General features: G+C 72.8%; 28 protein-coding genes and 1 pseudogene. 15 read left to right on the forward strand and 14 right to left on the reverse strand.

Going from position 1 to position 23,872, the window contains the following annotated elements:
- The first annotated feature begins 235 nt into the window (after positions 1 to 235).
- From ABFJ78_RS18305 to ABFJ78_RS18315, 3 genes are all read left to right on the forward strand, one after another.
- Complete coding sequence (locus ABFJ78_RS18305; RefSeq protein WP_436387536.1) at positions 236 to 925, forward strand: hypothetical protein; 690 nt, start codon at positions 236 to 238, stop codon at positions 923 to 925.
- Between the two features lie 2 nt (positions 926 to 927).
- The gene (locus tag ABFJ78_RS18310) at positions 928 to 1,506 is read left to right on the forward strand and encodes a hypothetical protein (RefSeq protein WP_436387537.1); all 579 of its coding nucleotides are present in this window, start codon (positions 928 to 930) and stop codon (positions 1,504 to 1,506) included.
- Positions 1,507 to 1,577: 71 nt separating this feature from the next.
- Positions 1,578 to 2,087: a mycothiol transferase gene (locus tag ABFJ78_RS18315; protein WP_436387538.1), complete on the forward strand. Its 510-nt coding sequence runs from the start codon at positions 1,578 to 1,580 to the stop codon at positions 2,085 to 2,087.
- Here ABFJ78_RS18315 and soxR read toward each other — a convergent pair.
- Positions 2,084 to 2,563: a redox-sensitive transcriptional activator SoxR gene (gene soxR / locus ABFJ78_RS18320; RefSeq protein WP_436387539.1), complete on the reverse strand. Its 480-nt coding sequence runs from the start codon at positions 2,561 to 2,563 to the stop codon at positions 2,084 to 2,086. The genes ABFJ78_RS18315 and soxR overlap by 4 nt on opposite strands.
- 98 nt (positions 2,564 to 2,661) lie before the next feature.
- Between soxR and ABFJ78_RS18325 the strand changes: the two genes are divergently transcribed.
- From ABFJ78_RS18325 to ABFJ78_RS18335, 3 genes and pseudogenes are all read left to right on the forward strand, one after another.
- Positions 2,662 to 3,255, forward strand: a complete 594-nt coding sequence (locus tag ABFJ78_RS18325; protein WP_436387540.1) for an NADPH-dependent FMN reductase — start codon at positions 2,662 to 2,664, stop codon at positions 3,253 to 3,255.
- Positions 3,256 to 3,289: 34 nt separating this feature from the next.
- A pseudogene (locus tag ABFJ78_RS18330) lies at positions 3,290 to 3,460 on the forward strand (methyltransferase domain-containing protein); the annotation flags it as partial.
- 133 nt (positions 3,461 to 3,593) lie between these two features.
- Entirely contained in the window at positions 3,594 to 4,178 is a 585-nt protein-coding gene (locus ABFJ78_RS18335) for a methyltransferase domain-containing protein (RefSeq protein WP_436387541.1), read from the forward strand.
- A gap of 7 nt (positions 4,179 to 4,185) precedes the next feature.
- On the opposite strand, the gene ABFJ78_RS18340 is transcribed toward ABFJ78_RS18335, so the two are convergent.
- The 3 genes from ABFJ78_RS18340 to ABFJ78_RS18350 all read right to left on the reverse strand — a co-directional run bounded on the left by ABFJ78_RS18340 (position 4,186) and on the right by ABFJ78_RS18350 (position 6,787).
- Positions 4,186 to 4,674: a hypothetical protein gene (locus tag ABFJ78_RS18340; RefSeq protein ID WP_436387542.1), complete on the reverse strand. Its 489-nt coding sequence runs from the start codon at positions 4,672 to 4,674 to the stop codon at positions 4,186 to 4,188.
- Complete coding sequence (locus tag ABFJ78_RS18345; protein ID WP_436387802.1) at positions 4,671 to 6,032, reverse strand: ATP-binding protein; 1,362 nt, start codon at positions 6,030 to 6,032, stop codon at positions 4,671 to 4,673. Before ABFJ78_RS18345 ends, ABFJ78_RS18340 begins: the two co-directional genes overlap by 4 nt.
- A 65-nt stretch (positions 6,033 to 6,097) precedes the next feature.
- A complete protein-coding gene (locus ABFJ78_RS18350) occupies positions 6,098 to 6,787 on the reverse strand; it encodes a response regulator (RefSeq protein ID WP_436387543.1) in 690 nt (229 codons plus the stop codon).
- A gap of 110 nt (positions 6,788 to 6,897) precedes the next feature.
- Here ABFJ78_RS18350 and ABFJ78_RS18355 point away from each other — a divergent pair, with 110 nt between their 5' ends.
- Complete coding sequence (locus ABFJ78_RS18355) at positions 6,898 to 7,794, forward strand: phosphatase PAP2 family protein (RefSeq protein ID WP_436387544.1); 897 nt, start codon at positions 6,898 to 6,900, stop codon at positions 7,792 to 7,794.
- 69 nt (positions 7,795 to 7,863) lie between these two features.
- Positions 7,864 to 9,240 carry a pyridoxal phosphate-dependent decarboxylase family protein gene (locus tag ABFJ78_RS18360; protein ID WP_436387545.1) on the forward strand — a complete coding sequence of 459 codons (1,377 nt, stop codon included), beginning with the start codon at positions 7,864 to 7,866 and terminating at the stop codon, positions 9,238 to 9,240.
- Here ABFJ78_RS18360 and ABFJ78_RS18365 read toward each other — a convergent pair.
- Complete coding sequence (locus ABFJ78_RS18365; protein ID WP_436387546.1) at positions 9,237 to 10,868, reverse strand: thiamine pyrophosphate-dependent enzyme; 1,632 nt, start codon at positions 10,866 to 10,868, stop codon at positions 9,237 to 9,239. The genes ABFJ78_RS18360 and ABFJ78_RS18365 overlap by 4 nt on opposite strands.
- A 41-nt stretch (positions 10,869 to 10,909) precedes the next feature.
- Between ABFJ78_RS18365 and ABFJ78_RS18370 the strand changes: the two genes are divergently transcribed.
- The gene (locus tag ABFJ78_RS18370) at positions 10,910 to 11,584 is read left to right on the forward strand and encodes a GntR family transcriptional regulator (protein WP_436387547.1); all 675 of its coding nucleotides are present in this window, start codon (positions 10,910 to 10,912) and stop codon (positions 11,582 to 11,584) included.
- Positions 11,585 to 11,723: 139 nt separating this feature from the next.
- Positions 11,724 to 12,560: an alpha/beta fold hydrolase gene (locus ABFJ78_RS18375; protein WP_436387548.1), complete on the forward strand. Its 837-nt coding sequence runs from the start codon at positions 11,724 to 11,726 to the stop codon at positions 12,558 to 12,560.
- Here the strand turns inward: ABFJ78_RS18375 and ABFJ78_RS18380 are convergent.
- From ABFJ78_RS18380 to ABFJ78_RS18395, 4 genes are all read right to left on the reverse strand, one after another.
- Positions 12,534 to 13,538 carry a pirin family protein gene (locus tag ABFJ78_RS18380; RefSeq protein ID WP_436387549.1) on the reverse strand — a complete coding sequence of 335 codons (1,005 nt, stop codon included), beginning with the start codon at positions 13,536 to 13,538 and terminating at the stop codon, positions 12,534 to 12,536. The genes ABFJ78_RS18375 and ABFJ78_RS18380 overlap by 27 nt on opposite strands.
- Before the next feature lie 304 nt (positions 13,539 to 13,842).
- Positions 13,843 to 14,130, reverse strand: coding sequence for a hypothetical protein (locus ABFJ78_RS18385; RefSeq protein ID WP_436387550.1), 288 nt, complete (start codon positions 14,128 to 14,130; stop codon positions 13,843 to 13,845).
- Positions 14,131 to 14,246: 116 nt separating this feature from the next.
- Entirely contained in the window at positions 14,247 to 14,684 is a 438-nt protein-coding gene (locus ABFJ78_RS18390) for a single-stranded DNA-binding protein (RefSeq protein WP_436387551.1), read from the reverse strand.
- A 600-nt stretch (positions 14,685 to 15,284) separates the two neighbouring features.
- Positions 15,285 to 15,704, reverse strand: a complete 420-nt coding sequence (locus ABFJ78_RS18395) for a zinc-ribbon domain-containing protein (RefSeq protein WP_436387552.1) — start codon at positions 15,702 to 15,704, stop codon at positions 15,285 to 15,287.
- 101 nt (positions 15,705 to 15,805) lie between these two features.
- Between ABFJ78_RS18395 and ABFJ78_RS18400 the strand changes: the two genes are divergently transcribed.
- On the forward strand, positions 15,806 to 16,231 hold the full coding sequence (locus ABFJ78_RS18400; protein WP_436387553.1) for a nitroreductase/quinone reductase family protein: 426 nt from the start codon (positions 15,806 to 15,808) through the stop codon (positions 16,229 to 16,231).
- Here the strand turns inward: ABFJ78_RS18400 and ABFJ78_RS18405 are convergent.
- The 5 genes from ABFJ78_RS18405 to ABFJ78_RS18425 form a co-directional block, all read right to left on the reverse strand.
- Positions 16,228 to 18,342 carry a transglycosylase domain-containing protein gene (locus ABFJ78_RS18405; protein ID WP_436387554.1) on the reverse strand — a complete coding sequence of 705 codons (2,115 nt, stop codon included), beginning with the start codon at positions 18,340 to 18,342 and terminating at the stop codon, positions 16,228 to 16,230. The genes ABFJ78_RS18400 and ABFJ78_RS18405 overlap by 4 nt on opposite strands.
- A 36-nt stretch (positions 18,343 to 18,378) precedes the next feature.
- Positions 18,379 to 19,200, reverse strand: a complete 822-nt coding sequence (locus ABFJ78_RS18410) for an ABC transporter permease (RefSeq protein ID WP_436387555.1) — start codon at positions 19,198 to 19,200, stop codon at positions 18,379 to 18,381.
- Entirely contained in the window at positions 19,160 to 19,963 is an 804-nt protein-coding gene (locus tag ABFJ78_RS18415) for an ABC transporter ATP-binding protein (protein WP_436387556.1), read from the reverse strand. The genes ABFJ78_RS18410 and ABFJ78_RS18415 overlap by 41 nt, the downstream gene beginning before the upstream one ends.
- A complete protein-coding gene (locus tag ABFJ78_RS18420; protein ID WP_436387557.1) occupies positions 19,960 to 20,400 on the reverse strand; it encodes a MarR family winged helix-turn-helix transcriptional regulator in 441 nt (146 codons plus the stop codon). Before ABFJ78_RS18420 ends, ABFJ78_RS18415 begins: the two co-directional genes overlap by 4 nt.
- A 70-nt stretch (positions 20,401 to 20,470) precedes the next feature.
- Entirely contained in the window at positions 20,471 to 20,791 is a 321-nt protein-coding gene (locus tag ABFJ78_RS18425; RefSeq protein WP_436387558.1) for an ArsR/SmtB family transcription factor, read from the reverse strand.
- Between the two features lie 84 nt (positions 20,792 to 20,875).
- Here ABFJ78_RS18425 and ABFJ78_RS18430 point away from each other — a divergent pair, with 84 nt between their 5' ends.
- The 4 genes from ABFJ78_RS18430 (at position 20,876) to ABFJ78_RS18445 (ending at position 23,834) form a co-directional block, all read left to right on the forward strand.
- On the forward strand, positions 20,876 to 21,865 hold the full coding sequence (locus ABFJ78_RS18430) for a zinc-dependent alcohol dehydrogenase family protein (protein WP_436387559.1): 990 nt from the start codon (positions 20,876 to 20,878) through the stop codon (positions 21,863 to 21,865).
- 224 nt (positions 21,866 to 22,089) lie between these two features.
- Positions 22,090 to 22,647: a PspA-associated protein PspAB gene (gene pspAB / locus ABFJ78_RS18435; protein WP_436387560.1), complete on the forward strand. Its 558-nt coding sequence runs from the start codon at positions 22,090 to 22,092 to the stop codon at positions 22,645 to 22,647.
- Between the two features lie 71 nt (positions 22,648 to 22,718).
- A complete protein-coding gene (locus ABFJ78_RS18440; protein WP_436387803.1) occupies positions 22,719 to 23,129 on the forward strand; it encodes a VOC family protein in 411 nt (136 codons plus the stop codon).
- Between the two features lie 78 nt (positions 23,130 to 23,207).
- Complete coding sequence (locus ABFJ78_RS18445) at positions 23,208 to 23,834, forward strand: hypothetical protein (RefSeq protein ID WP_436387561.1); 627 nt, start codon at positions 23,208 to 23,210, stop codon at positions 23,832 to 23,834.
- Positions 23,835 to 23,872: the final 38 nt, after the last annotated feature.

Genomic DNA, 23,872 nt, shown 5'->3' on the forward strand with positions numbered 1-23,872 from the left:
TTCCTTCTTCCTGAGAGGTAACGCTGCTTTCGTCCTGCTGTTATCGACGATAGCACCTTGTTGGTAACGACGCTAGTCGGAAGTTGTTATCGTCGTTACACCGCTGTCGGCGCCTCGGCATCCGGCGGTATCCGCGCCGCCGGTCGGCCGAATCGCGGATGAACGCGGTTTTCGGCGCCCCGGATACGGGCACACCGGTCGCATCGGGGGCGACATCCGTGAAGGAGTTTGCGCAATGCCCACATGGCTGATCATCGTGATCGTCGTCGTGGCCGTCGCGGTGCTCGGCGCCGTGATTTGGCTTGTGACGCAGGAGATGCAGCGGAAGCGCCTGCAGCAGCGGTTCGGCCCGGAGTACGAGCGGGTCGTCAAGGAGAGCGACAACCCCCGTGCGGCGCAACGGGAACTCGCCGAGCGCGAACGCCGGCACAAGGAGCTCGACATCCGGCCGCTGTCGGCCTCGGCGCGCGAGCGTTACGCCCGGGAATGGGCGCAGGTGCAGGAGAAGTTCGTCGACCAGCCGGCCGAAGCGGTCAGCGAAGCCGACCGGCTCCTCGTGGCGCTGATGGGCGAGCGCGGGTACCCGACCGAGGGCTACGAGCAGCAGGTGACCGATCTTTCCGTGCGACACGCCAAGACGCTGGAGCACTACCGCGCCGCGCACACGACGCAGCAGAAGAGCGACGGAGCGTCCACTGAGGACCTGCGCGACGCGATGGTGCGCTACCGGACGGTCTTCGAGGACCTGCTGACCGACGGTGCCGACGACGAGCACCGCGACCGGGACCGCGACAGCGACCGCGATCGTGACCACCACGACCGCCGGAACGGTCACGACCACGACGGCGCCGACCGTCGCGACACCGCCAAGGAAGAACACCAGGCGTCCGCGCAGCCGCGGACCGAGTGGAACGGAGGACGCTGACCATGACCGAACACCTGACGCGGCACAGCACCGACCACGACGACGACTTCGCCCGTGACGACGTATCCCGCGCCGACGCCCGTGACGGCGCCGCGGAAGTTCCCGACCAGGAGCGGACCGAGTTCCGCGAGCCGGGCACCGATGACGACCGCGGCACCGATGTGGACCGGGACAGCGACGTGGGCCGCGGCACCGGCCAGGACCAGAACCTGAGCACCGCCGACCTGGCCTCGGCCTCGGCGGGCCCGGGCGGCACCGCCGGCTCCGCCACGGACACGGACACCCGTCCCGCGGAGTCGGGCGGTGACGTGGAGACGCCGCCGCTGATCGACGAGGACAAGGTCACCGGGTTCCGCGACCGCTGGCAGAACGTGCAGACCGGCTTCGTCGACGACCCGAAGCAGGCCGTGCGGCAGGCCGACGAGCTCGTCGCCGCCGTGATCAGCGCGCTGGCCACGACGTTCGCCGAGCACAAGGGCGAGCTGGAAGCCCAGTGGCAGCAGGGCGAACCGGCCACCGAGGAGCTGCGGATCGCGCTGCGGCGCTACCGCTCGTTCTTCGACCAGTTGCTCCCGCGGTAGCCGGGTCCGTTTGCCGGCGGGCATGATCGGGTAGCACGCCGGTGAACGGGTTCCGCAACGGGAGGCAGCCGATGAACGTGGCCGATCTGCTCGTCGACGGCTTCGGCCGGGTCCGGGAGAACGTGCATTCGGCGGTGGAAGGGCTCACCGCCGAGCAGCTCCGGACCCGGCTCGACGACGAGGCCAACTCGATCGCCTGGCTGGTGTGGCACCTGACCCGGGTCCAGGACGACCACGTCGCGGACGTGGCCGGGTCCGAGCAGGTGTGGACCGGCGAGGACTGGCTTTCGCGCTTCGGCCTTCCGTTCCCGGCGGGCGACACCGGCTACGGGCACCGCCCGGCCGACGTCGAAGCGGTCCGGGTCGACGATCCCGCCCTGCTCACCGGCTACTACGACGCCGTGCACGAGCAGACCGTCCGGTTCCTCGAGAACCTCGACGACCAGGCGCTCGACCGGATCGTCGACGAGGCGTGGGACCCGCCGGTGTCCCTGGGCGTGCGGCTGGTCAGCGTCCTCGACGACGACATCCAGCACGCCGGGCAGGCGATGTTCGTCCGCGGCGTGCTGGAGCGCCGCTAGCTTTCGTAGCCGTCCCCGCGGTGGCCGTCCAGGCGCTGCGGGCCCGGCCCGTCGGCGCCGAGCCGGTCGCCGGGGTTGGCGAGCCGGCACTTGGCCAGTGACATGCACCCGCAGCCGATGCAGTCGGTGAGCTGGTCGCGCAGCTGTTCCATCTGACGGATCCGCGCGGTGAGGTCCTCCTGCCAGCACTTCGAGATCCGCGCCCAGTCGGCCCGGGTGGGCGTGCGGTCGTCGGGCAGGAGCGCGAGCACCTCCCGGATCGCCGACAGCGGCATGCCGACCCGCTGCGACATCCGGATGAAGGTCACCCGCCGCAGCGCGTCGCGGCAGTAGCGGCGCTGGTTGCCGGCGGTGCGGCGGCTGCGGATGAGGCCTTCGTCCTCGTAGAACCGCAGGGCCGACGCGGGCACCCCGCTGCGCCGCGAGAGTTCGCCGACGCTCAGGTCGGGCAGCGTCCGGGCCGTGGCGTTCACCATGCTTCCCAGCCAACCACAGGCGCGCGCTTGACTTCAAGCGAGCTTGAAGTCCGATCCTGGCCCGGACGGCAACAACGCCGCTGTGCCAAGGAGGAAGTGTGTCCGAAGCTCCCGTGCGGGTCGCGGTGATCGTGGGAAGTGTCCGGGAAGGACGGTTCGGCCCGGTGGTCGCGGACTGGCTGGCCGGTGTCGCGGGCGAGCACGGCGGGTTCGCGGTCGACGTGGTCGACCTGGCCGAGTCCGACCTGCCGATGGTGCTGCCCGCGTTCGGCGCGGCACCCCCGCCGGCGGTGGCCGCCGAGGTGGCGAAGGTGACGCCGCGGCTCGAGGCGGCCGACGCGTTCGTCGTGGTCACCCCGGAGTACAACCACAGCTACCCGGCCTCGCTGAAGAACGCGATCGACTGGCACCGCGGCGAATGGGCGGCCAAGCCGGTCGCGTTCGTCTCGTACGGCGGGATGTCGGGTGGCCTGCGCGCGGTCGAGCACCTGCGAGCGGTCTTCGCCGAGCTCCACGCGGTCACGATCCGCGAGACGGTCAGCTTCCACGGCGCCCACACGCGCTTCGGCCCGGACGGCACCCCGACCGACGACGCCGCGCCGATCGCGGCGAAGGCGATGCTCGACCAGCTGGGCTGGTGGGCGCGGTCGCTGACGGATGCCAGGGCGGTCCGGCCGTACCCCGGAGCTTGACTTCACGTGCACTTGAAGGCCGACGATGGCGGGCATGACCTCGGAGCTACTGGCTCGCCTCGACCTGGTGGACTCGCTGCCAGGAGCGGCCGAGCTGCGCGAAGCGACGTATGAGCTGTTGCGGTGCAGGCCGGGCGACCGGGTGCTGGACGTCGGCTGCGGCGGGGGACGGGCGGTCGCGGAGCTGTGTGCCCGCGGGGTGCGGGCGGTGGGCGTGGACAGTGACCCGCGGATGCTGGCCGCGGCCCGGTCGCGAAGTGCCGGCGGCCCGGTGGCGGCTGAAGGCCCGGCGCCGGGTTTTCCGGCCCCCGTTCCCGCGGCTCGGGCGCGGAGTGCGGGTGAGCCGCCGGCAGCTTCGCCGGGCTTGCCGGCACCTGCCTCCGCGGCCCGGGCGCGGGTCTTCGTCGCCGCCCGGGTTCGTCGAAGCCGACGTGCTCCGGCTGCCGTTCGCCGTCGGCGAGTTCCGCGGTTACCGCGCCGACAAGGTGCTGCACGAGCTGGCCGACCCGGCGGCGGCCGTCGCCGAGGCGCGGCGGGTGCCGGCCCCCGGGGGCCGGATCGTGTTGTGCGGGCAGGACTGGGACACCCTCGTGCTCGACTCGGACCGGCCGGCCCTGACCCGCGCGATCGTCCACGCCCGCGCCGACACCGTCGCCGGTCCCCGGGCGGCCCGGCAGTACCGGACTCTGCTCGTCGACGCCGGGTTCACCGAGGTCGCCGTCGAAGTCCGGACGGTCGTCGACACCGACGGCGGCTTCCGGCCCCTGCTCGACGGGCTCGCCGCCGCGGCCCGGGCCGCCGGCGTCGCGACGGACGCGCAGCTCGAAGCGTGGCTGCGGGAGCAAGCCGCGCGCGCCGAAGCCGGGCGGTTCTTCCTGGCCGTCCCGATCTTCGTCGCCTCGGCGACTGTGCGTCCACAGTAGACAGTGGTCAGGACGCCTGGCACGCTTGGTACGGCAGCTGGACGTCCGGCCCGGAGACGGCGAGGGTGCCGTCGATCGAGTACCGGCCGTCGGCCGCCAGTGCCGCGAACGCCGTGCAGACCAGCTGGTTGACCCCGACCGCGCCGAGGGTCTTCAGCGGGAACGAGACGGTGATCGTCGCCGGCGGACCGGGGACCAGCGCGATCGAGCCGGCCCGGCGCGGCAGGGCCGTCACGTACCCGTCGGCGCGCTCGGCCTCGGAAGGTCCGTCCAGCAGCATCGACAAGGCCGCGTCGGCACCCACCTCGGTGCCGACCGGGCGCGTCACCGGGGCCGCCCGCCCGTCGAGGACGAAGTAGAGGATCACCTCGGCATCGCGCCCCGGGCTGCCCGGGTTGCGCAGCGTCGGCGCCGGCCCGGCCGGGACGACGCCGGTCGGCTTGACGCCGCACGCGCTCAGCAGCAGGACCGCGGCCAGGACGAGGAGCTTCTTCACCGCGCCTCCCCGGACCCGGCCTCGCGGGGCAGGCGCAGCTCGAACCGGGCGCCGGTGCCGGTGTTGGCCGCGACGACGTCGCCGCCGTGCAGCCGCGCGTTCTCGCGCGCGATGGACAGCCCGAGCCCGCTGCCCTCGGACCGCGCCCGGGACGTGTCCGCCTTGGCGAAGCGGTCGAAGATCCGGGGGAGCACCTCGTCGGGGATGCCCGGGCCGTGGTCGGTGACGGTCAGCACGACGGCACCGGGGTCGGCCCGCAGCACCACCTCGACCGGCGGCGCGCCGTGCCGCAGCGCGTTGCCGACGAGGTTCGCCACGACGATGTCCAGCCGCCGCCGGTCGAGCGCGGCCGTGATCCCCGCCGGCAGGTCGGCCACGACGCCGGAGTTTTCGGCCCCGGGTTGCCAGCCGCGCGCGGTGAGGCTGTCGGTGACCGCGGCGGCGACGTCCAGCTCCTCCCGGCGCAGCTCGGCCCGGCCCGCGTCGAACCGGGAGATCTCGATCAGGTCCTGCACGAGCCGCGTCAGCCGTTTCGTCTCCGCCGAGACCAGCCGCGCGGCCACCGCGGTGTCCGCCGGCAGCTTGTCCGCGTCCTCGTCGAGGACGTCGGTGACCGCGTTCATCGCCGCCAGCGGGGTCCGCAGCTCGTGCGAGACGTCCGCGACGAACCGCCGCGCGTCCGCCTCCATCGCCCGCAGCGTGCCGACCGTGCGCTCCAGCTCCGCGGCGGTGTGGTTGAACGTCGTGACCAGCTGCGCGAGCTCGTCGGAGCCCTTGACGTGCAGCCGCACGTCGAGCCGGCCGCGGCCGAGCTGGTCCGCCGCGGTGTTCAGCGCGCGCACCGGCCGCAGCACCTGCCGCGCCGCCAGCAGCGCCACCGCCACCGCGAACGGGAGCGCGAGCGCGGCCGTCTGCCACGCCGTCCGGGTCAGTTCCTCGATCGCGGCCTGCTGCTGGCCCAGCGGCGTCATCGCGTAGACCTCGATGCCGCTCGTCCGCCCCGACCCCGTCTGCACCGGGATCCCGACGAAGAACATCGGAAACCCCTGGACGACGACCCGCTGGAACTGGATGTTCGTGCTGCTCGCCACGGCCTCGCGCAAAGCGCCCGGCACGTCCTGCGGCGCCATGCCCGACGACGAGTGCAGGTCGTGGTAGACGACCAGCGCGCCGCTGGGCTTGAGCGCGGCCGCGAACGCGTCGAGCGTGGCCTGGGTCGGCGGCAGCGACACGGTCGGCAGGTACGCGACTATCTGGTCGCGCAGCTTCAGCATCGTCTGGTCCTGGATGCCTTCGAGGATCGCGTTGCGCGCGGAAACGTAGCTCGCGCCGGCCGCGGCGGTGGCGCCGAGGATCATGATGACCGCGAACGCGGCGACCAGCCGGGGCCGCAGCCCGGCGAGCCACGAGCGGATCCGCCGGATCACGACCGGCCGAACCGGTAGCCGAACCCCCGGACCGTCTGCACGTACTCCGGCCTCGCCGGCACGTCTTCGATCTTCGCGCGCAGCCGCTGCACGCACGCGTCCACCAGCCGGGAGTCGCCGAGGTAGTCGTGGTCCCAGACGGCGGAGAGGATCTGCCGGCGGCTGTAAACCTGCCCGGGCGTGCGCGAGAGCTCCAGCAGCAGCTTCAGCTCGGTCGGGGTCAGCGACACGGCGGCACCGCGCTTGGTCACCTCGAGCCCGGCCCGGTCGATCACCAGGTCGCCGTGGCGTTCCTCGGGTTCCGGCGGCTCGCCCGGCCGCTCGGCGACAGCCCGCCGCAGCACGGCCCGGATCCGCGCGTCCAGCACCCGGGGCTCGACCGGCTTGGCGACGTAGTCGTCCGCGCCCGCTTCGAGCCCGGCCACGACGTCGAAGTCGTCGCTGCGCGCGGTGAGCATGATGATCGGGATCGGCCCGGACGCCCGCATCCGGCGGCAGGTCTCGAAGCCGTCCATGCCGGGCAGCATCAGGTCGAGCACGACGATGTCGGGCCGGTGCCGCACGAGCACCTCGATGCCGAGCTCACCCGATTCGGCCGTGTGCACCACGTGTCCCTGCCGGCGCAGGGCCAGCTGCAGTCCTTCCCGCACCGCCGCGTCGTCTTCTACCACCAGTACCTCGGCCACGGCGCCATTATTCGGAAAAGCGCACGTCGTGGCGACCCGGGCGGATCTTGTAGCAAAACCATGACATCGCGCTGACGGGATCCCGAAATGCCGTCACCAGACTCGGGGACATGGCAGTGACTATCTCCGAGACGCGACCCGCTCCCGTCCGCCACCCGCTCGTGACCCAGGCTGTGTCCCGCACCGCCGTGCTCGCGGCGAGCGCGGCCGGGTTCGCCTTCGCCTTCGTCGCGGCCTACGTGCTCTTCGTCCGCACCGAGGCCGGCCGCAGCGTCGAGAACGGCGTCGTCCGCAGCGCCCAGTCCGCGGGGACCACGGTGGACTGGGCCGGCCCGCTGCGGCAGGCCGACCAGGTGGTCCTGCTCGGCGGCGTGGCGGTGCTCGTGGTGGTGATCGCCCTGGTGCGGCGCCGGTTCGCCCTCGGGGTGACGGCGTTGTTCCTGCTCACCGCGCCGCTGGTGGTGGCACAGCTGCTCAAGCTGTACGTCCTGGACCGGCCGAGCACCGGCGACCGGTTCGGCGTCGCCGCCCACAACAGCTTCCCGAGCGGGCACGTCAGCGCGGCGATGGCCGTGCTGGTGGCGCTCGCGATCGTCCTGCCGCGCCGCTACCGCCCGCAGGCCCTGGTGCTCGGCGGCGTCGGCGTCGCCTGGGTCTCGGCCGCGACCGTGGCGCTGGGCTGGCACCGGTTGAGCGACACCGTCGGCGGCTGCCTCCTGGTCGCCGCGGTCACCTGCGCCGGGGCGGCGGTGGTGTCCGCCCGCCGCCCCGACGGTGACCGGGTGCCGCCCGTGCCGGTGCTGTGCGGGCTGCTCGCACCGGTCGCCCCGGTGCTGGTGGGGTACCTGGTGCTCGGGACGGCGACGTCCGGCGCCGCCCAGTTCGTGGCCGCGATGGTGCTCGCCGCGCTGTCGGCGCTGGCGGTGGTGGTGCTGCTGGTGGGACCGCTGCGACGGGTGGCGTTCGACCCGGCCGAGGCCCGCGTCCGGCGGCTCCTGCGCCGCTGACTCCGGCGGGGGCCAGTTTCGGCGGATTGGCCCGCGACAGCGCTGTTCGCGGCGCCTAGCGTCGGGCGCGTGCATCCGAGGCTCGCCGAAGACCTGAACTCCCTGCCCGACCTGCTCGACGCCGCGCGGAAGCTCGCCGGCGAGGCGCTGGCCGGGCTGCCTGAACGGCCGGCCGCCGTTCCGCCCGGGGACGTCGCCCGGGCGCCGCTGCCCCTCGGAGGCGCCGGGGCGCGGGGTGCGCTGGAGGAGTTCTCGCGGCGCTGGGAAGCCGGGTTCGCGGGCAGCGCCGGGCCGCGCTACCTCGGGTTCGTCACCGGTGGCGCGACCCCGGCGGCGCTCGCCGGAGACTGGCTCACCGCCACCTACGACCAGAACCCCGCCAGTGGCCTGGACTCCACGGCACAGCACCTGGAGCGTGAGACCGTCGGCTGGCTGGCCGAGTTGTTCGGGCTCGGCGCGGAGTTCTCCGGCGCGTTCGTCACCGGGGCGACGATGTCCACCGTCACCGGCCTCGCCATTGCCCGCGAGTGGCTCGGTGAACGCGCCGGGGTTTCGGTGTCCGAAGACGGCGCCGCCGCGCTCGGCCCGGTCACCGTGCTGTCCGGCTCGCCGCACTCGAGCGTCTTGAAGGCGTTGTCGTTCCTCGGGATGGGCCGGTCGGCGCTACGGAAGGTGCCGGTGCTGCCGGGCCGCGAAGCCGTCGACGTCGGCAAGCTGGCCGAGGTGCTCGAAACGCTCGACGGGCCCGCCGTCGTCGTCGCGAACGCGGGCACCGTGAACACCGTCGACTTCGACGACCTGCGCGCGATCGCCGCGCTCAAGCAGCGGTACGGCTTCTGGTTGCACGTCGACGCCGCGTTCGGCGGGTTCGCCGCCCTGTCACCGGAGCACGCGGCGCTGACCGCGGGCCTCGACCAGGCCGACTCGGTGGTCGTCGACCTGCACAAGTGGCTCAACGTGCCCTACGACTCCGCCGTCCAGTTCACCCGCCGGCGCGACCTGCAGCTGCGCGTGTTCGGCAACAACGCCGCCTACCTCGGCGAGATCGGCGAGACACCGGACTTCCTGCACCTCACCCCGGAGAACTCCCGCCGGCTGCGCGCCCTCCCGGCCTGGTTCTCGCTCGTGGCCTACGGCCGGGACGGGCACCGCGAGATCGTCGAGCGCTGCGTGTCGCTCGCCCGGGACCTCGGCGCGCGGCTCGACGGCTCGCCGCATTGGCGGCTGCTCGCGCCCGTGCGGCTCAACGTCGTCTGCTTCGCCCCGGCCGGCGAACGGGACATCGATGCCCTCGTGCGCGCCATCGCCGAGGACGGCACCACGTTCCTGACCCCGACGGTGTACGACGGCCGCCCGGCCCTGCGCGCCGCCTTCAGCAACTGGCGCACGACCGCCGCCGACGTCGACCGCGTGTTCGCCGCCCTCGACCGCTTGGCCGCTGATTAGCTGCGGTCCGACTTCGGCATCAGGTACTTCCACGGCGAGGCGCCGGCGCCCAGCTCGCACGGCACGTGCACCAGCGCCGGCCGGCCCGCGGCTAACGCCTTGTCCAGCGCGCCGCGCAGGTCGTCCGGCGTGCGTGCGGTCAGGCCGAGCGCGCCGAACGTCTCGGCGAGCCGGGCGAAGTCCGGGTTGCGCAGCCGGCCGCCGAGCACGCGGCCTTCGAACAGCCGCTCCTGGTCGAGGTGGACGTTGCCGTAGAAGCCGTTGTCGAACACGACCGCCACGACGTTCAGTCCGTATTGGACGGCCGTGGCCAGCTCCTGCGCGGCGAACATGAACCCGCCGTCCCCGGCCACCGACACCACCGGCCGGCCGGGGAACGCCGCCTGCACGCCGAGTGCCGTCGGGTAGCCGAAGCCGAGCGTGCCCTGGTGGCCGCACGTGACGAAGGTGCGCGGCGAGTAGACCTCGAACCCGAAGTAGGACGCGAAGCCGACTTGGCAGATCTCCTCGACGAAGAAGCCGTCGCGCGGCAGCACGTCCCGGATCGCCCGCAGGTACTCCAGTTCCGGTCCGACGTCGGCGAACCGCTCGGCCACGGCTGCCTTCAGGGCGGCGAACTCCGCGGTCCGGTCCGTCCTCTGTGGACCGACGGCTTCGGCGAGCGCGGCCGTGGCGTCGGCGGCGTCGGCCACGATCGCGACGTCCGCCTCGAGCCGCGTCGCCTGCCGCGGGTCGATGTCGAGCAGGATCGTCTTGAGGCCGGCGGGCTTGTCGGGCCAGCGGAACCAGGACAGCTCCATCCGTGACCCGATACCGATCACGACGTCGGTCTCGGCCCACCGCTCGAAGCCGGAGACGCAGGTGAAGCCCAGCGGGTGGTCGTCGCCGACGATGCCCCGCCCGCCGCGGAACGGCACGACCGGCGCCTGCAGCCGTTCGGCCAGTGCCCGGACCTCGGCGGCCGCGTGCCGGGCACCGCCGCCCACCATGATCATCGGGTGCTTCGCGCCGCTCAGGAGGTCCGCGGCCTGCGCCACGGCGGCCGCGTCGACCACCGGGCGCGGGAGCGGCCGCGGACCGACGGGTTCGGCCGGGCCACGCAGGCCCAGCACGTCCCACGGCACCGCCAGCGAGACTGGCCTCGGCCGCCCGCCCGCGGCTTCGCGGAAAGCCGTCGCCAGCGCGTCCGGGATCTCGGCCGGGTGCTCGACCAGCGCCGACCACTTGGTCATCGTCCGGAGGGTGGCCAGCTGGTCGGGCATCTCGTGCAGGTGACCGAGCCCGCGGCCGAGGTACGCGCGGGGGATCTCGCTGGTCAGGCACACGACCGGGGCGCTCGCGCCGTGCGCCGAGAGCAGGGCCGCCGAGGAGTTGAGGACGCCGGGGCCGGGCACGACGGTGTAGACGCCGGTGCGCCCCGTCGCCTGCGCGTAGCCGAACGCCATGTAGGCCACGGTCTGCTCGTGCCGGGCGCCGATCACCCGGATGTCCTCGCCGGCGCGGGCCAGGCTGTCGAACAGGTCGTAGGTCTGCACGCCGGGCAGCCCGAAGACGGTGTCGACGCCGTGGGCCCGCAGGCCGTCGACGATCAGGTCGGCCGCGGTGGGGGCGGGCGGGGAACTCGGCATCGGCGCGGCCTCCTGGGCGTCATCCGTCGACGGGACCATATATGGTTTCCTACATGATCAGCGCGTCCTCGGGAAGACCGGTCACGAAGTCCCAGCTGGCCTACGAGACGATCAAGGCCAGGATCCTCGACGGCCGCTACGGGCCCGGGTACCGGCTGGTGCTCGACCAGATCGGCCGCGAGCTCGAGGTCAGCGCGGTGCCGGTCCGCGAGGCCCTGCGCCGGCTGGAGGCCGAGGAGCTGATCGAATTCGAGCGGAACGTCGGGGCCAGGGTGGTGGCCATCGACCCCACGGAGTACCGGCACGCGATGCAGACGGTGGCGATCGTCGAGGGCGCGGCGACCGGCCTCGCCGCACCGCTGCTCGCCCCGGCGGACCTGGCGCGCGCCCGGGCGCTGAACGAGCGGATGCGCCGGAGCCTGGCCGAGTTCGACCCGCTGACGTTCACCGCGCTGAACGCGGAGTTCCACGAGGTGCTGTTCAGCGCTTGCCCGAACCCGAACCTGGTGGATCTGGTGCAGCGGTGCTGGACGCGGCTCGCGGCGGTGCGGGACAGCACGTTCGCGTCGGTCCCGGGCCGGGCACCGGCGTCGGTCGAGGAGCACGAGCGGTTGCTCGCGCTGATCGAAGGCGGCGGTGGACCGGCGGAGGTCGAGCAGTGCGCGCGGGAGCACCGGCTGGCGACCTTGGAGGCATATCTCGCGCGGGAGCGGTGACCGGGCGTTGCCAGGGGCTTCCGGGTCGGCGCGCGCGGGTGGCTCGGCCGGGCCGGTGGGTACCGTGGCCCGGTCTCGGCCCGCCGTTTCGCACCCCGCGAGGGTTGCCCGGGTCGCCTCGGGAGTGTCAGGGTCGGGGATGCCGATCTTCTCCGCGCCGGACGGGACCGCGCTCTCCGTTCGTCTTCTCGGTTCCGGTGGCGATCTCGTGGTCTGCCTGCCCGGCGGCCCCATGCGCGCCGGGGCCTATCTCGGTGACCTCGGCGGGCTCGGCGCCCGGCTTGCCGTGCTCGACCCACGGGGGACCGGCGACTCCGACGTCCCCGCCGATCCCGGTACCTACCGGTGCGATCGGCAGGTCGAAGACGTCGAGGCGTTGCGCAAGCACCTCGGCCTCGACCGGCTCGACCTGCTCGGGCACTCGGCCGGGGCCAGCCTCGCCGTCCTCTACGCCGCCCGGTACCCCGGCCGGCTGCGGCGGCTGGTGCTGGCCGCGCCGAGCCCGCGGGCCGTCGGGTTGCAGCTGTCCGTCGACGACCGGCGGCGGATCATGGCCCGGCGGGCCGGTGCGCCGTGGTTCGACGCCGCCGCGGCGGCCTACGACGCGATCGCCGCGCGGACGGCGACCAGCGCCGACTGGGCCGCCGTCGCGCCGATGTACTACGGCCGCTGGGACGACGCCGCCCGGCGGCACCAAGCCACCGAGGCCGGCCAGCGCAACGGCGCCGCCGCGCGCGTCTACAACTCCGAGGGCGCCTTCGAGCCCGAGGTCACCCGGGCCGCGCTCGGAGCTGTCGAGGCTCCCGTGCTGGTCCTCGCCGGGGAGCTGGACTGGATCGCGAGCCCGGCCGTCGCCGAAGAGTTCGCCGGGCTCTTCCCGGACGGCCGGGTCGTCGTCCTGCCCGGCGCCGCGCACTACCCCTGGCTGGACGACGCCGCCGGGTTCGGGTCAGCTGTCACGGGTTTCCTGGTGTGACGCCGGGTTCCGGCGCGGCTTGATGCGGACCGCCGGCAGCGGGGGCGCCGGCAACCGCTGCGGCGTGCCCGTGTAGCCGGTGACGCTGCCGAACTGGTCGGACTCCGCCTCCCACGCCTCGCGGAACGCCGCGATCTCCTCGTGGGTCCGGCCGACGAAGTTCCACCACATCAGGATCTCTTCGTCGAACGGGGTGCCGCCGAGCAGGAGGAACCGGGCGGGCGCCGTGCCGCGGTTGCTCAACGTCAGCGAGCGCACGCCGATGCCGACGTAACCCAGCTCCGCCGCGCGGACGCGGGTGCCCGCGACGACGACGTCGCCCGTGTCGACCAGGACGCCGTGCTCGAAGCGGGGGTCGACGCCGAGGGACATGTGGGCGTCCGGGCCCAGCACGATCTCCGCGCCCAGCAGCGGGGTGTAGGTCGGGATCGGGGAGGTGCGCCCGGCCAGGGACCCGAGGAACACCCGGATTTCCGCGCCCTCGATCCGGTTCACCGAGGGCACGTAGTGGTCGAACGCGCGGGCCGTGTGCCGGTGGCGTTCGGGCAGCGCCACCCAGAGCTGGACGCCGTGCAGCGTCTTCGCCGCCGGGGTCGAGACCTCCGAGTGGCAGATGCCGTGGCCGCCGGTCATCAGGTTGAGCTCGCCGGGGCGGACGAGCTCGTGGGTGCCGAGGCTGTCGCGGTGCTCGATCTCGCCGGCGAACAGCCAGCTCACGGTCTGCAGGCCGGTGTGCGGGTGCGGGGCGACGTCCATCGCGCCGGTGACGTCGGTCGGGCCGTAGTGGTCGGCGAAGCACCAGGCGCCGATCAGCGACCGGGACCGCTGGGGGAGCGTCCGCCGGACTCGCATCGCGCGCGGGCCGCCGAGGGGCACCTCGCGCGGGGTGAGGATTTCGACGGCGGGGTGCTCGGGATCGGCGGCCGTGGGCCGGTCACCACAGGCGAGCTCGGCGGGGGCGGCCTCGGTGTTGCTCATGTCCGCCACGGTAGTCGCGTCGCTCGCCGGGGCTCGGCTGCGAGGTGGCCGGGGCCGGCGGTGGGCGGGCCGGGCTCGGTGGCGTCTGGCCGGCGGCGGACGACCCGGCCGGATAACCGCGGACCCGGCGGCGGACGCCGATGGGCTCCGGAACCCCGCCCGCCCGGCCTGGCCCGACCCGGGCCGGGCCGAAGGCGGGTCGGAGGTCGGCCGGATGGCGTCCACCGGCGTCGCTGACCCTGCCCGCCGGGCGCCGACATGGCCGCCTTCGCTTTCTGGAGTTGTCAAGCTTCGCGTCGCCTCTTCAGGCGGCGTGGTGCTGCTGGCGGGCCGCCACTATCGCCTGGCCCTCCGCCGTCAAGATCGCCGGGACCAGCTCGCCCGGCACACCGGGCCGGGCCGCGCGGACCAGGCCCTGGTGGGCCAGTGCGTGGGCCGCGAACTGGTCGCCGCACGAAAGGCCGTCGATGAACAAGTCCGGCTCGCTGCTGCACGACACCCGGCCTCGGCCGGCTCCGACCGCTCGCAGCATCGCCAGCATGCGGTGGTTCACCAGGGGGCGTACGGCCGGTGTTCCGGGTTGCTCGTTCATCTCGGTCCCTCCCGCTCGTGGTTCGACCTCGTCTCACTCATGCGTCGAACCAGCTGCCGGGATTTCGACAGAAGTTTCCCGCCATGGTCACCGCCGGCGGTCGAGCCCGGGTCGACTCAGAACGGAGGCTCCGCGCCGGCGGCCACCGGCTCCGGCGTCCACGAACTGGTCGCCTCGCCGCTCGCGGCCCGGCTCAGCCTGGTCACCGTGGCCGTGGCGTAGCGCAGGGCCGGGCCGACCTCGTCGACGTCCAGCTCCGTCACCGTGCGCTTCTCGCCCTCCTTCGTGTCGAACGACCGCTGTCTCAGCCGGCCCTGCACGATCACCCGGGCTCCGCGCCGCAGGGACTCCGCGGCGTTCTCCGCGTACTGCCGCCACACGTTGCAGCGCAGGAACAGCGCGTCGCCGTCGCGCCAAGCGCCGGAATCGCGGTCGAACGTCCTCGGGGTCGACGCGACCGTGAAGTTCGCGACCGCGGCGCCGGACGGGGTGAACCGCAGCTCGGGGTCGGTCGTCAGGTTGCCGACCACGGTCACCAGCGTTTCGCCTGCCATCGGGCTCCTCCTTCTCCTCCGGGTGCGGGGTGCACCGCTCTCGCCGACGAGGAGAGCACGGGGGTCCGACAGTTCCGGGCCGGGCGGCGAGCTGCCGGTACCCGTCCGGGCTGGTTTCCCGCCGCCGTGCCGGCGGCGTTTCAGAAGGAGCTGGGCACGCTCGCCCAGCGGCCGGCGGACCTCTGCGCGCCGGTCGCGATCGCGTTCTGAGCGGCCACGCGGTGCGTCCGGGAAAGTGACCGCACGCTGGGCGGACGGGTGCGGGAAGACGCCGCCGTGATCGCCGCGCCCGGGGCCGCGTGCGAGGACCAGGCGGATGCGCTGCCGGCCCCGCACGCGCCGCGGGAGGAGGACGTGAAAGCGGTCGTCGCCGCCGTGCACGCCGCCACGGATCTCACTCGGATGGGTGGTCTTGCGCTGGAGGTCGCGGAACGCGAACCACGCGAACCGGCGGGCGGCATCGGCCGGCCGCACGGGACGGCCGACGTAGTGCTGCTCGCCGCGCCTACGGGCGGTTCGCCGGGACCCGGGTCTCGATCGCGCGCCGGATGGCGAAGTTCGTCCCGGTCGCTACCTCAATGTCCGAAATGGACGCTGGGGTCACTGACCCTGCTGGGGGAACTGGCCCGGGTACTGCTGCTGCGACGGGTGCTGCGGCTGCGGGAACCCCTGCGGCTGCGAAGGGTGCGGCGGCTGCTGCGAACCCTGCGGCAAACCCTGCTGCGGGAATCCGCCCGACGGCGGCTGCTGCGGGTAGCCCGGCTGGGCACTCTGCTGCTGGCCCTGCTCCTCCTGCGCCTGCAGGCGGACGGCGTCCTCCTTCGGGATCCGGTTCTCGATCCCGCAGAACGTGCACTGCGCCGAGTACTTCACGCTGATCGGGAAGAGCGGGATGAAGAACAGGGTGAACTTCGTGACCGCCTTCCGCACCGCGTGCGAGGCGGGGTTGCCGCACCGGCCGCACAGGAAGGTCGTCATCGCCAGCACGTAGATCCGCGTCCGCCAGCCCCAGATCAGCATCGGTACTTCTTTCTCCCAGGTCTTCCGTTCGCCGGGCAGCCTGGCACACCGGGACGCGGCCGCGTGGCGGTTTCGCCGAACTCGGGGACTAGATTGTGATCATGCCGAGCGATTTCGCCCTCAAGACCATGAACGCGGTGCACCGCGGCCTGATCAAGCTCACCGGCGGGCGGGTGGGCTGGCAAGCCGGCATGCCGGTGCTGGAGCTCACCACGATCGGCCGCAAGAGCGGGCAGCCGCGGACCGTGCTGCTGACCTCCCCGCACCAGGACGGCGAGAAGCTGGTCGTCGTCGCTTCGCGCGGTGGGGACGACACCCACCCCGCGTGGTTCCTCAACCTGCGTGACAACCCCGACGTCGAGGTGTCGCTCAAGGGCGCGCCGAAGCGGCCGATGCGCGCCCGCGTCGCCGACGCCGGCGAGCGCGCGAAGCTGTGGCCGAAGATCTCCGGCCAGTTCAAGAACTACGCGCAGTACCAGACGAAGACCGAGCGCGAGATCCCGCTCGTCTTCCTCGAGCCGCGCTAGTTCCGCGCGGTCAGGTAAGCCGGGTCGGGCCCGGGGATCGGCTGGTCCGGCACGCCCGCCAGCAACTGGCTCATCGCGTGGAAGTACGGCGGCGCGGCGACTGTGCCGCCGAACGCGCCGTGGCCGCAGTTGCCCAGGTGGACCGGTGTGCCCGGGCAGATCTCGCGCGGGCGCGGCCCGTCGGCGAAGACCATGGACGACACCGCGTAGCCGTCGACGCCGCCGACGAACGCGACGGATTCGCTCTGCTGCGTCGTGCCCGTCTTGCCGATGTCGGGCCGGGTCCAGCCGGCCGCGCGCGCCGCTTCGGCCGACGTACCGCTCGTCGTGTCCTTGCTCAGGCCCGCTTCGAGGGTGTTCGCGACGCCGGTCGGGATGACCTGCTCGCACGCCTGCCGCGGGACCGCGACGGCGTTTCCGTTCCGGTCGGTCACCGACAGGATCGGGTCCGGCGGGCACCAGACGCCGCCGCTCATCAGCGTCGCCGACACGTTCGCCATCTCCAGCGGGCTCACGGGGCTGTTGCCGAGGGTGAACGACAGCAGGTTCTGGAAGTACTTCGACTGCGGTTCGCTGTACTGCGGGTTGCTCGACGAGGGATCCGGCACGGCACCGGCGTCGTTGGTCGCGAGGGTGTTGCGCAGCCCCAGCTTGTAGGCCATGTCGAGCACGGCGGGCAGCCCGACCTGGCTCTCCAGCCCGACGAACGCGACGTTCGGCGACGTCGCCAGGCCGTCGGCGAGGGTGATCGGGTCCGCGTAGTGGCCGTCGTTGTGGACGGTGTAGCAAGCCGAATGCGAGTCGGGCACGGGGAAGCACTGGCTGTCCGGGTTGGGCAGCGGCGTCTCCAGGCCGGCCTTGCCGGTGACGAGCGCCGCGGCCGAGGTGAAGATCTTGAACGACGAACCGGCGCCGAACTCGTTGCTCGCGTCCGCGACGATGTCCGTGGACGTCTCGCCCTGCGCGGGATCGGTGCCGTAGTTCCGGTTGGCGACCATGGCGAGCACCTGGTGGCCGGCCGAACCCGGCTGCACGACGGCGAAGGTGTTCGCCACGCCGTCCTGGGTGGTCGGCACGTTCGCGTCGACGGCGTCCTTCGCCACCTGTGAGACGCGGGGATCGAGCGTGGTCTTGATCGTGTACCCGCCGGTGGCCAGCTGGTCCGCGGTGAACCCGGCGTGCACGAGGTAGCTTTCGGCGTAGGCGCAGAAGAACCCGGCGTCCGGCGCCGCGCCCAGGCAGGTCGAGGACGGCGCCACCGGCCCGTTCGGCAGCACGCCGAGCGGCGCCGCCTTCGCGGTCGGGGCGTAAGACGCGGGCAGCGACCCGTTGGTGACCATGTCGTCGATGACGAGGTTGCGGCGCTGCAGCGCTTTGTCCGCGTGCGTGTACGGGTTGTAGATGCTCGGGTTGTTCACCATTCCGGCGAGCAGTGCCGCCTGCGGAACGGTCAGTTTGTCCGCTGTCGTCCCGAAATAGGCTTTCGCCGCCGCGCCGACGCCGTACACCGTGCCGCTGAATTCCACCACGTTCAGGTAATCGGCGAGAATGTCGTCCTTGCTCGTGGTGTCGTTGAGCTGGACGGCCATTTTGGCCTCCCGCAGCTTCCGCGCGACGGAGTCCTCGCGGTCGGCCGCCTGGGCCACCGGGTCGGTGCGGTCGACGACGTTCACGAGGTAGTTCTTGACGTACTGCTGCGTGATGGTCGACGCGCCCTGCAGCGCGCCGCCGGTGCTGTCGTTGACTGCCGCGCGAAGCATCCCCTGCAGGTCGACACCGCCTTCGGTGTAGAACCGGCGGTCCTCGACCGCGATGATCGCGGCCTTCATCGTCGTCGCGATCCCGGCCGCGGTGACCGGGAGCCGGTACTGCGCGTAGAGCGTCGCGATCGGCGTGCCGTCGCGGTCGGTCACCGTCGTGGTGAGCGGCGGGTCCGCCGCGGCGAGCTGAGCGGAAATGGCGTCCACCGAATCGCTCACCTGATTCGACAGCAGGCCGGCGCCGAGCGCGACGGGCGCCATCGTGCCCGCCACCAGAATTCCGGCGAGAACGCACAAACCGGCAAAAGAGACCACGCCAGGACGACCATTCACGGAACCGAGATTAGCCATCGGGGAATGAAGCTTCCGTTCGGTGAGACATGTGCCTCAACGGGCCAACCTGCCCAGCAGCGCCGAAGCGACCGCGATCGCGGCGACGGTCGCGACGGCCAGCACGCCGAAGTCGAGCCCGAGGTGGGCGGGCGTGCCGATCAGCAGCCCGCGCAGCGCGTCGACCTGGTAGCTCAGCGGGTTGACGTGGCTGAGCACCTTCAGCCACGACGGCATCAGGTCCACCGGGTACAGCGCGTTGGAGCCGAAGAACAGCGGCATCGTGATGGCCTGCCCGATGCCCATCAGCCGTTCGCGCGACAGCACGATGCCGGCGATCACGATGGACAGGCAGCAGAAGAACGCCGACCCGAGCACGAGCACGACCGCCATGGCGAGCAGCTTCAGCGGGTTCACGGTCAGCCCGACGCCGAGGATCGCGGCCAGGACCAGCACCATCAGCGCTTGGACGAGTGCGCGCACCCCGGCGGCGAAGGCCTTCCCGGCGACGAGCGCGGCCCGCGGGGTCGGCGTCACCAGGAGCTTGGCGAGCACGCCCGCGTCGCGTTCCCAGATGATCTGGATGCCGTAGAAGATCGAGATGAACAGCGCGGACTGCGCGAGGATGCCGGGCGCGAGGTAGTCGAGGTAGGGCGTCGAGCCGGTCGGGATCGCCTTCAGCCGGGTGAACGTCTCCCCGAAGATCAGCAGCCACAGGGCCGGCTGGATCGCCCGGGTGAGCAGCTCGGTCTGGTCACGGCGGAGCTTCTGCAGCTCCACCAGGCACATCGCGCCGACGCGGGCGGCGAGGATGCGCGCCTGGCGCAGCGGGCCGGGGTCAGCCGAGACGGCGGGCGGTGCGGCGAGCGGCACGGACACTGCGGATCCCTCCTTCGTCGGTTTCGAGGCGGTCGCCGGTGACCGCGCGGAACACGTCGTCCAATGTGGACCCCGGACCGAGGTCGGTCTCCAGCTCGGCGGGGGTGCCCAGCGCCCGGATCCGGCCGGTGTGCATGAGCGCGACGCGGTCGCAGTACTGCTCGGCCTCGTCCATGTAGTGCGTGGTGACGAGCACGGTCATGCCGGTGTCGGTGCGGATCTGCGTGATCCGCTCCCACACCGCGGAGCGGGCGACGGGGTCGAGCCCGATCGTCGGCTCGTCGAGGATCAGCAGCCGCGGCGAGCTGACCAGGGCCTGGGCGAGCTCGAGCCGGCGGATCATGCCACCCGAATAGCCCTTCGCGACGCGGTCGGCGTCGTCGGCCAGCCCGACGAGGTCCAGGGCGCGGCGGACCTCGTCGTCGCGCCGCGCGCGGGGGACGTCGAAGAGCCGGGCGAACAACGCGACGTTCTCGCGGCCGGTCAGCGCGCCGTCGGCGGACAGCTGCTGCGGCACATAGCCGATCAGCCGCCGCACGGCCATCCGGCGGCGCGCGACGTCGACGCCGAAGACGGTGATGCGGTCCGGCGCGGTGGGCAGCAGCGTGGTGATCATCCGGAGCGTCGTGGTCTTGCCGGCGCCGTTCGGGCCGAGCAGGCCGAACACCTCGCCGGGCGCGATCTCCAGGTCGACGCCGTCGACCGCGCGGGTCGTGCCGAACGAGTGGCTGAGCCCGGTGCACCGCACCGCGGGTTCGGTCATGGCTGCTCCTTCAGGATGCCCATGAGCTTTTCCAGTGCCGGCAACGCCTGCTCGATCGCCGCGGTGTCCTCTTCGGACAGTCCGGCGAGCGCGTCGGCGACGAGTCCGGTGCGGGCGCGCCGCCAGGCGGCCATCCGCTCGCGCGCCGCGCCGGTGATCTCCAGCCGGGTGGCGCGCCGGTCGGCGGGGTCGGGCTCGCGGCGCAGCAGGCCGGCGTCGACGAGCTGGTTGACCAGCGTGCTGACGGAGTTGGCGGCCAGGTGCAGCTCCCGCGCGGCCGCGGCGACGCCGATGCCGGGCTGGTCGGCGACCACGCGCAGGACCTCCACCTGCGCACCGGGCAGCGGGAAGCCCGGCACGTCGGCGCGCACCCGGCGGCGCACCACGCGGCGGATCCCCTGGACGGCGCCCAGGAGCCGGTCGGCGAGTTCGGTCATGCCGCCAAAGTAGCTCTGACCCAGAACTATTAGCAACGCTAAATGTCTGGTTGGCGCGGAAGATCCCGGATCAGCGGGCGGCTTCGGCGAGGGCGAGGTCGAGCAGGCCGGGGAAACGGGCGTCGAATTCCTCGCGGCGCAACGCGTTGAGCCGCTGCGTGCCGCTGTCCCACTGCTTCAGCAGGCCGGCCGCGCGCAGGATCTTGAAGTGCCGGGACGCCGCGGGCTTGCTGACCGGCGGCATGATCGCGCCGCACGACTGCCCGGGTTCGCGGGCGAGGGCGGCGACCATGGCCAGCCGGTGCGGGTCGCGCAGGGCTTCCAGGGCCTCGGCGAACGAGACGTCCTCGAGGGCCGGGTGCTCCAGGGGGGTCGCGGTGCGGCTGGCCATGGTCCGAGTATCCCTCGGTTGCCGGAGCGCGGGCGGCTGTGCCATGGTCGATGTTAGCCATTTGGTTAACATGAGGAGGTTCCGGTGCGCGCTTACCGTCCCGAGTCCGGCCGCCTGGTCCGGTGGGAAGAGCCCGTGCCCGAGCCGCAGCGCGGGGAGGTGCTCGTCCGGGTCCGGGCGACGTCGCTGAACTACCGGGACCTGCTCATCCTCGACGGCGTCCACTTCACCAACGCGCCCCGCGCCCTCATCCCGCTCTCCGACGCGGCGGGCGAGGTCGCCGCGGTCGGCGAGGGTGTCACGCGCTTCGCGCCCGGCGACCGGGTGGTCAACGCTTTCCACTCGAACTGGATCGCCGGTCGGCTGCCGGACGCGCTGGTCGGCTACGGGAACGGCCAGGACGGCTGGCTCACCGAGTACCGCGCCGTCTCCGAGCACGCGCTCGTCGCGCTGCCGGATTCGCTCACCTGCGAGGAAGGCGCGACGCTGCCGTGCGCCGCCGTCACCGCCTGGACGTCGCTCGCCGGCGTGCGGCCGGGCGACGTCGTGCTCACCCTCGGCACCGGCGGGGTGTCGCTGTTCGCCCTGCAGCTGGCGAAGGTGCTCGGCGCGCGGGTGGTCGCGACGACGTCCAGCCCGGAGAAGGCGGCGAAGCTGACGGCGCTCGGCGCGGACACCGTGATCGACTACCGGGCGACGCCCGAGTGGGGCAAGGCGGTCCTCGACGCCACCGGCGGCCGGGGCGCGGACCGGATCGTCGAGGTCGGCGGACCCGGCACGTTCGCGCAGTCGCTCGTCGCGGCCGGGACGCACCACGCCGACGTCGCGCTCGTCGGGTTCGTCGGCGCCGAAGGGCCGCCGGTGGACTTCATGGACCTGTTCCGCAGCGGCGCGACCGTGCGGAAGATCTGGGTCGGCAGCCGGGAGGACACCGAAGACCTCGTGCGGCAGCTCGCGGTGCGCCCGGTCGAGCCGGTGGTCGACAGCGTGTTCGCGTTCGACGACGCCCCGGCGGCGCTCGAGCGGTTCCGGAGCCGCGAGAACTTCGGCAAGGTCGTGATCACCACCGCGTGAGGCGAAAGGGATACCGCTGATCGGCTGAACCTGACTCCGAGTGACCGTTCGGCGGCGAAGTGCTGCCGTTCGCCGCGTGATCGCGTGGTTCTCCCCGGGAACCGGGGGTCGCGGGCGCATGCTGTCCTTTCCGACCCCGCGTCCCCGCGCCTGACGTCCACTGTGGACATTGCCAGTGCGCCCGGCCCGGCGGTCTTTCTCTACCCGAGATAGGACACATCGTCGTGACCCTGCTGGACAGCAAGCTCGTCCGGTGCTGGACGTCCCGCCCGCACCTGCAGTCCCTCTACGCCCTCGCCTCGGCCGCCCCGCGGATGCGCGCCGCGCTCGGCCTCGCGCCCACCGGCGGCGGCACGGTCGGCTTCAAGGTGGACGGGGACGCGCTGGCCCGCACGGAGGCGGAGCTGATCGCCGCGACGTCGGCGCGGCTGCCGGTGCACCCGCTGGTGACGCAGGACCTGCACGGCCGCTCGACGGTCCGGTGCTGGCGCCGCAACCACGACCTGCGCGTGCTGACCGGCGACCTGGTCGACGTCGCCGACCGGCTGGCCCGGGCGGGCTACGGCGGCTGCCTGCGGTCGGCGACGGTCGAGTTCGCCGAGCAGACCGGGCGCCGCGACCGCAAGCTCGCGCTGGTCTACCTGTTCGACCGCGGCACGTTCCACACCGCGGCGGCGGCCGGGGCCGCGCCGCTCGACCGCGCGCTGGAGCTGCGCGCCCGCGCCGCGCTGCACGGCGCGCTGCCGTTGGAACCGCACGCGCACCGCCGGTTCGTCGTCTGAAATTCTCGCGTTTGTCGAGGTCACGGCCTTCTGCGAGGATGCTGCTCTCGTTCGAGGAGAAGGAGTTCGCAGTGGCTTCCGTGCTCAACCCGTACCTGAGCTTCCGCGCCGAGGCGCGGCAGGCCATGGAGTTCTACAAGAGCGTCTTCGGCGGCACCCTGAAGGTGAACACGTTCGGGGAATTCGGGTCACCCGAAGGGGCGGACGCGGACAAGATCATGCACGCCCAGCTGGAGACCGACCACGGCTACACGCTCATGGCGTCCGACACCCCGGCCGGCATGGATTACCACCCCGGCACCAACATCACGGTCAGCCTCAGCGGCGACGACGCCGGCACCCTGCGCGGCTACTGGGACAAGCTGAGCGAAGGCGGCACCGTGACGGTTCCGTTCGAAAAGCAGATGTGGGGCGACGAATTCGGTGCCTGCGTCGACAAGTTCGGCATCCCGTGGATGGTGAACGTCGTCCACCAGGGGTAACGGGGGCGTTGCAGCCCGCGCTCTCGTCGGTGACGATGAGGTGCCGGCGTGCTCCCGCGCCGGGGCGAAGGAGGCCCGATGGCGGGTTCCCCCTGGACGTGCGCGCAGTGCGGCGCGGTCAACGACCCCGCCGTCGGCCGGTGCGGCACCTGCGCGAGCCTGGCACCGGGCCGGGCTCGCGCGCGGGCGCTGTGGGTGCTGCTGACCCTCATGCTCGTCGCCGGCGTCGCGGTGGGCGGGGTCCTGCTGTTCACCGGCCGCCCGAAGCCGTCGCCGGACGCTGCCGGGCCGTTCCCGTCGTACACCACCCCCGCCGTGCCCACCACCAAGACCGTGGTCACGACCGCGAACGCCGTGACCCCGCCGCCGTCGACGACGACCTCCGCGGCACCGGACGGGAAGCCGTGCCCGGGTGACGCGGCCCGCTACCTCCCGGGTGGCCAGGGCACCGCGCTGCTGGTCGCGCAGACGGCGAAGTCGCTGATCACGATCTGCCGGGTGCCCGACGGCCGGATCTTCTACGACGGCCAGGCCCGCGGGCAGGCGGCCTCGGACGACACCCACATCATGCTGCCGGCGCAGGCTTCGGGCGACGGCTTCGTCGCGAAGAACGGGGACTACACCTACCAGGTCGGCGGCGGCAGGCTGGTCGTCTCGGCCGGGTCCGGCGTGCTCTCGGACGAGGAGCTGACGACGGTCGGCTGAGCGCTTGCTCAGGATGTGGGAGCGCCGCCGGACGATCG

Origin of the sequence: Amycolatopsis sp. MEPSY49 (genome assembly GCF_051337345.1) — a bacterium.
Taxonomy (GTDB): domain Bacteria; phylum Actinomycetota; class Actinomycetes; order Mycobacteriales; family Pseudonocardiaceae; genus Amycolatopsis.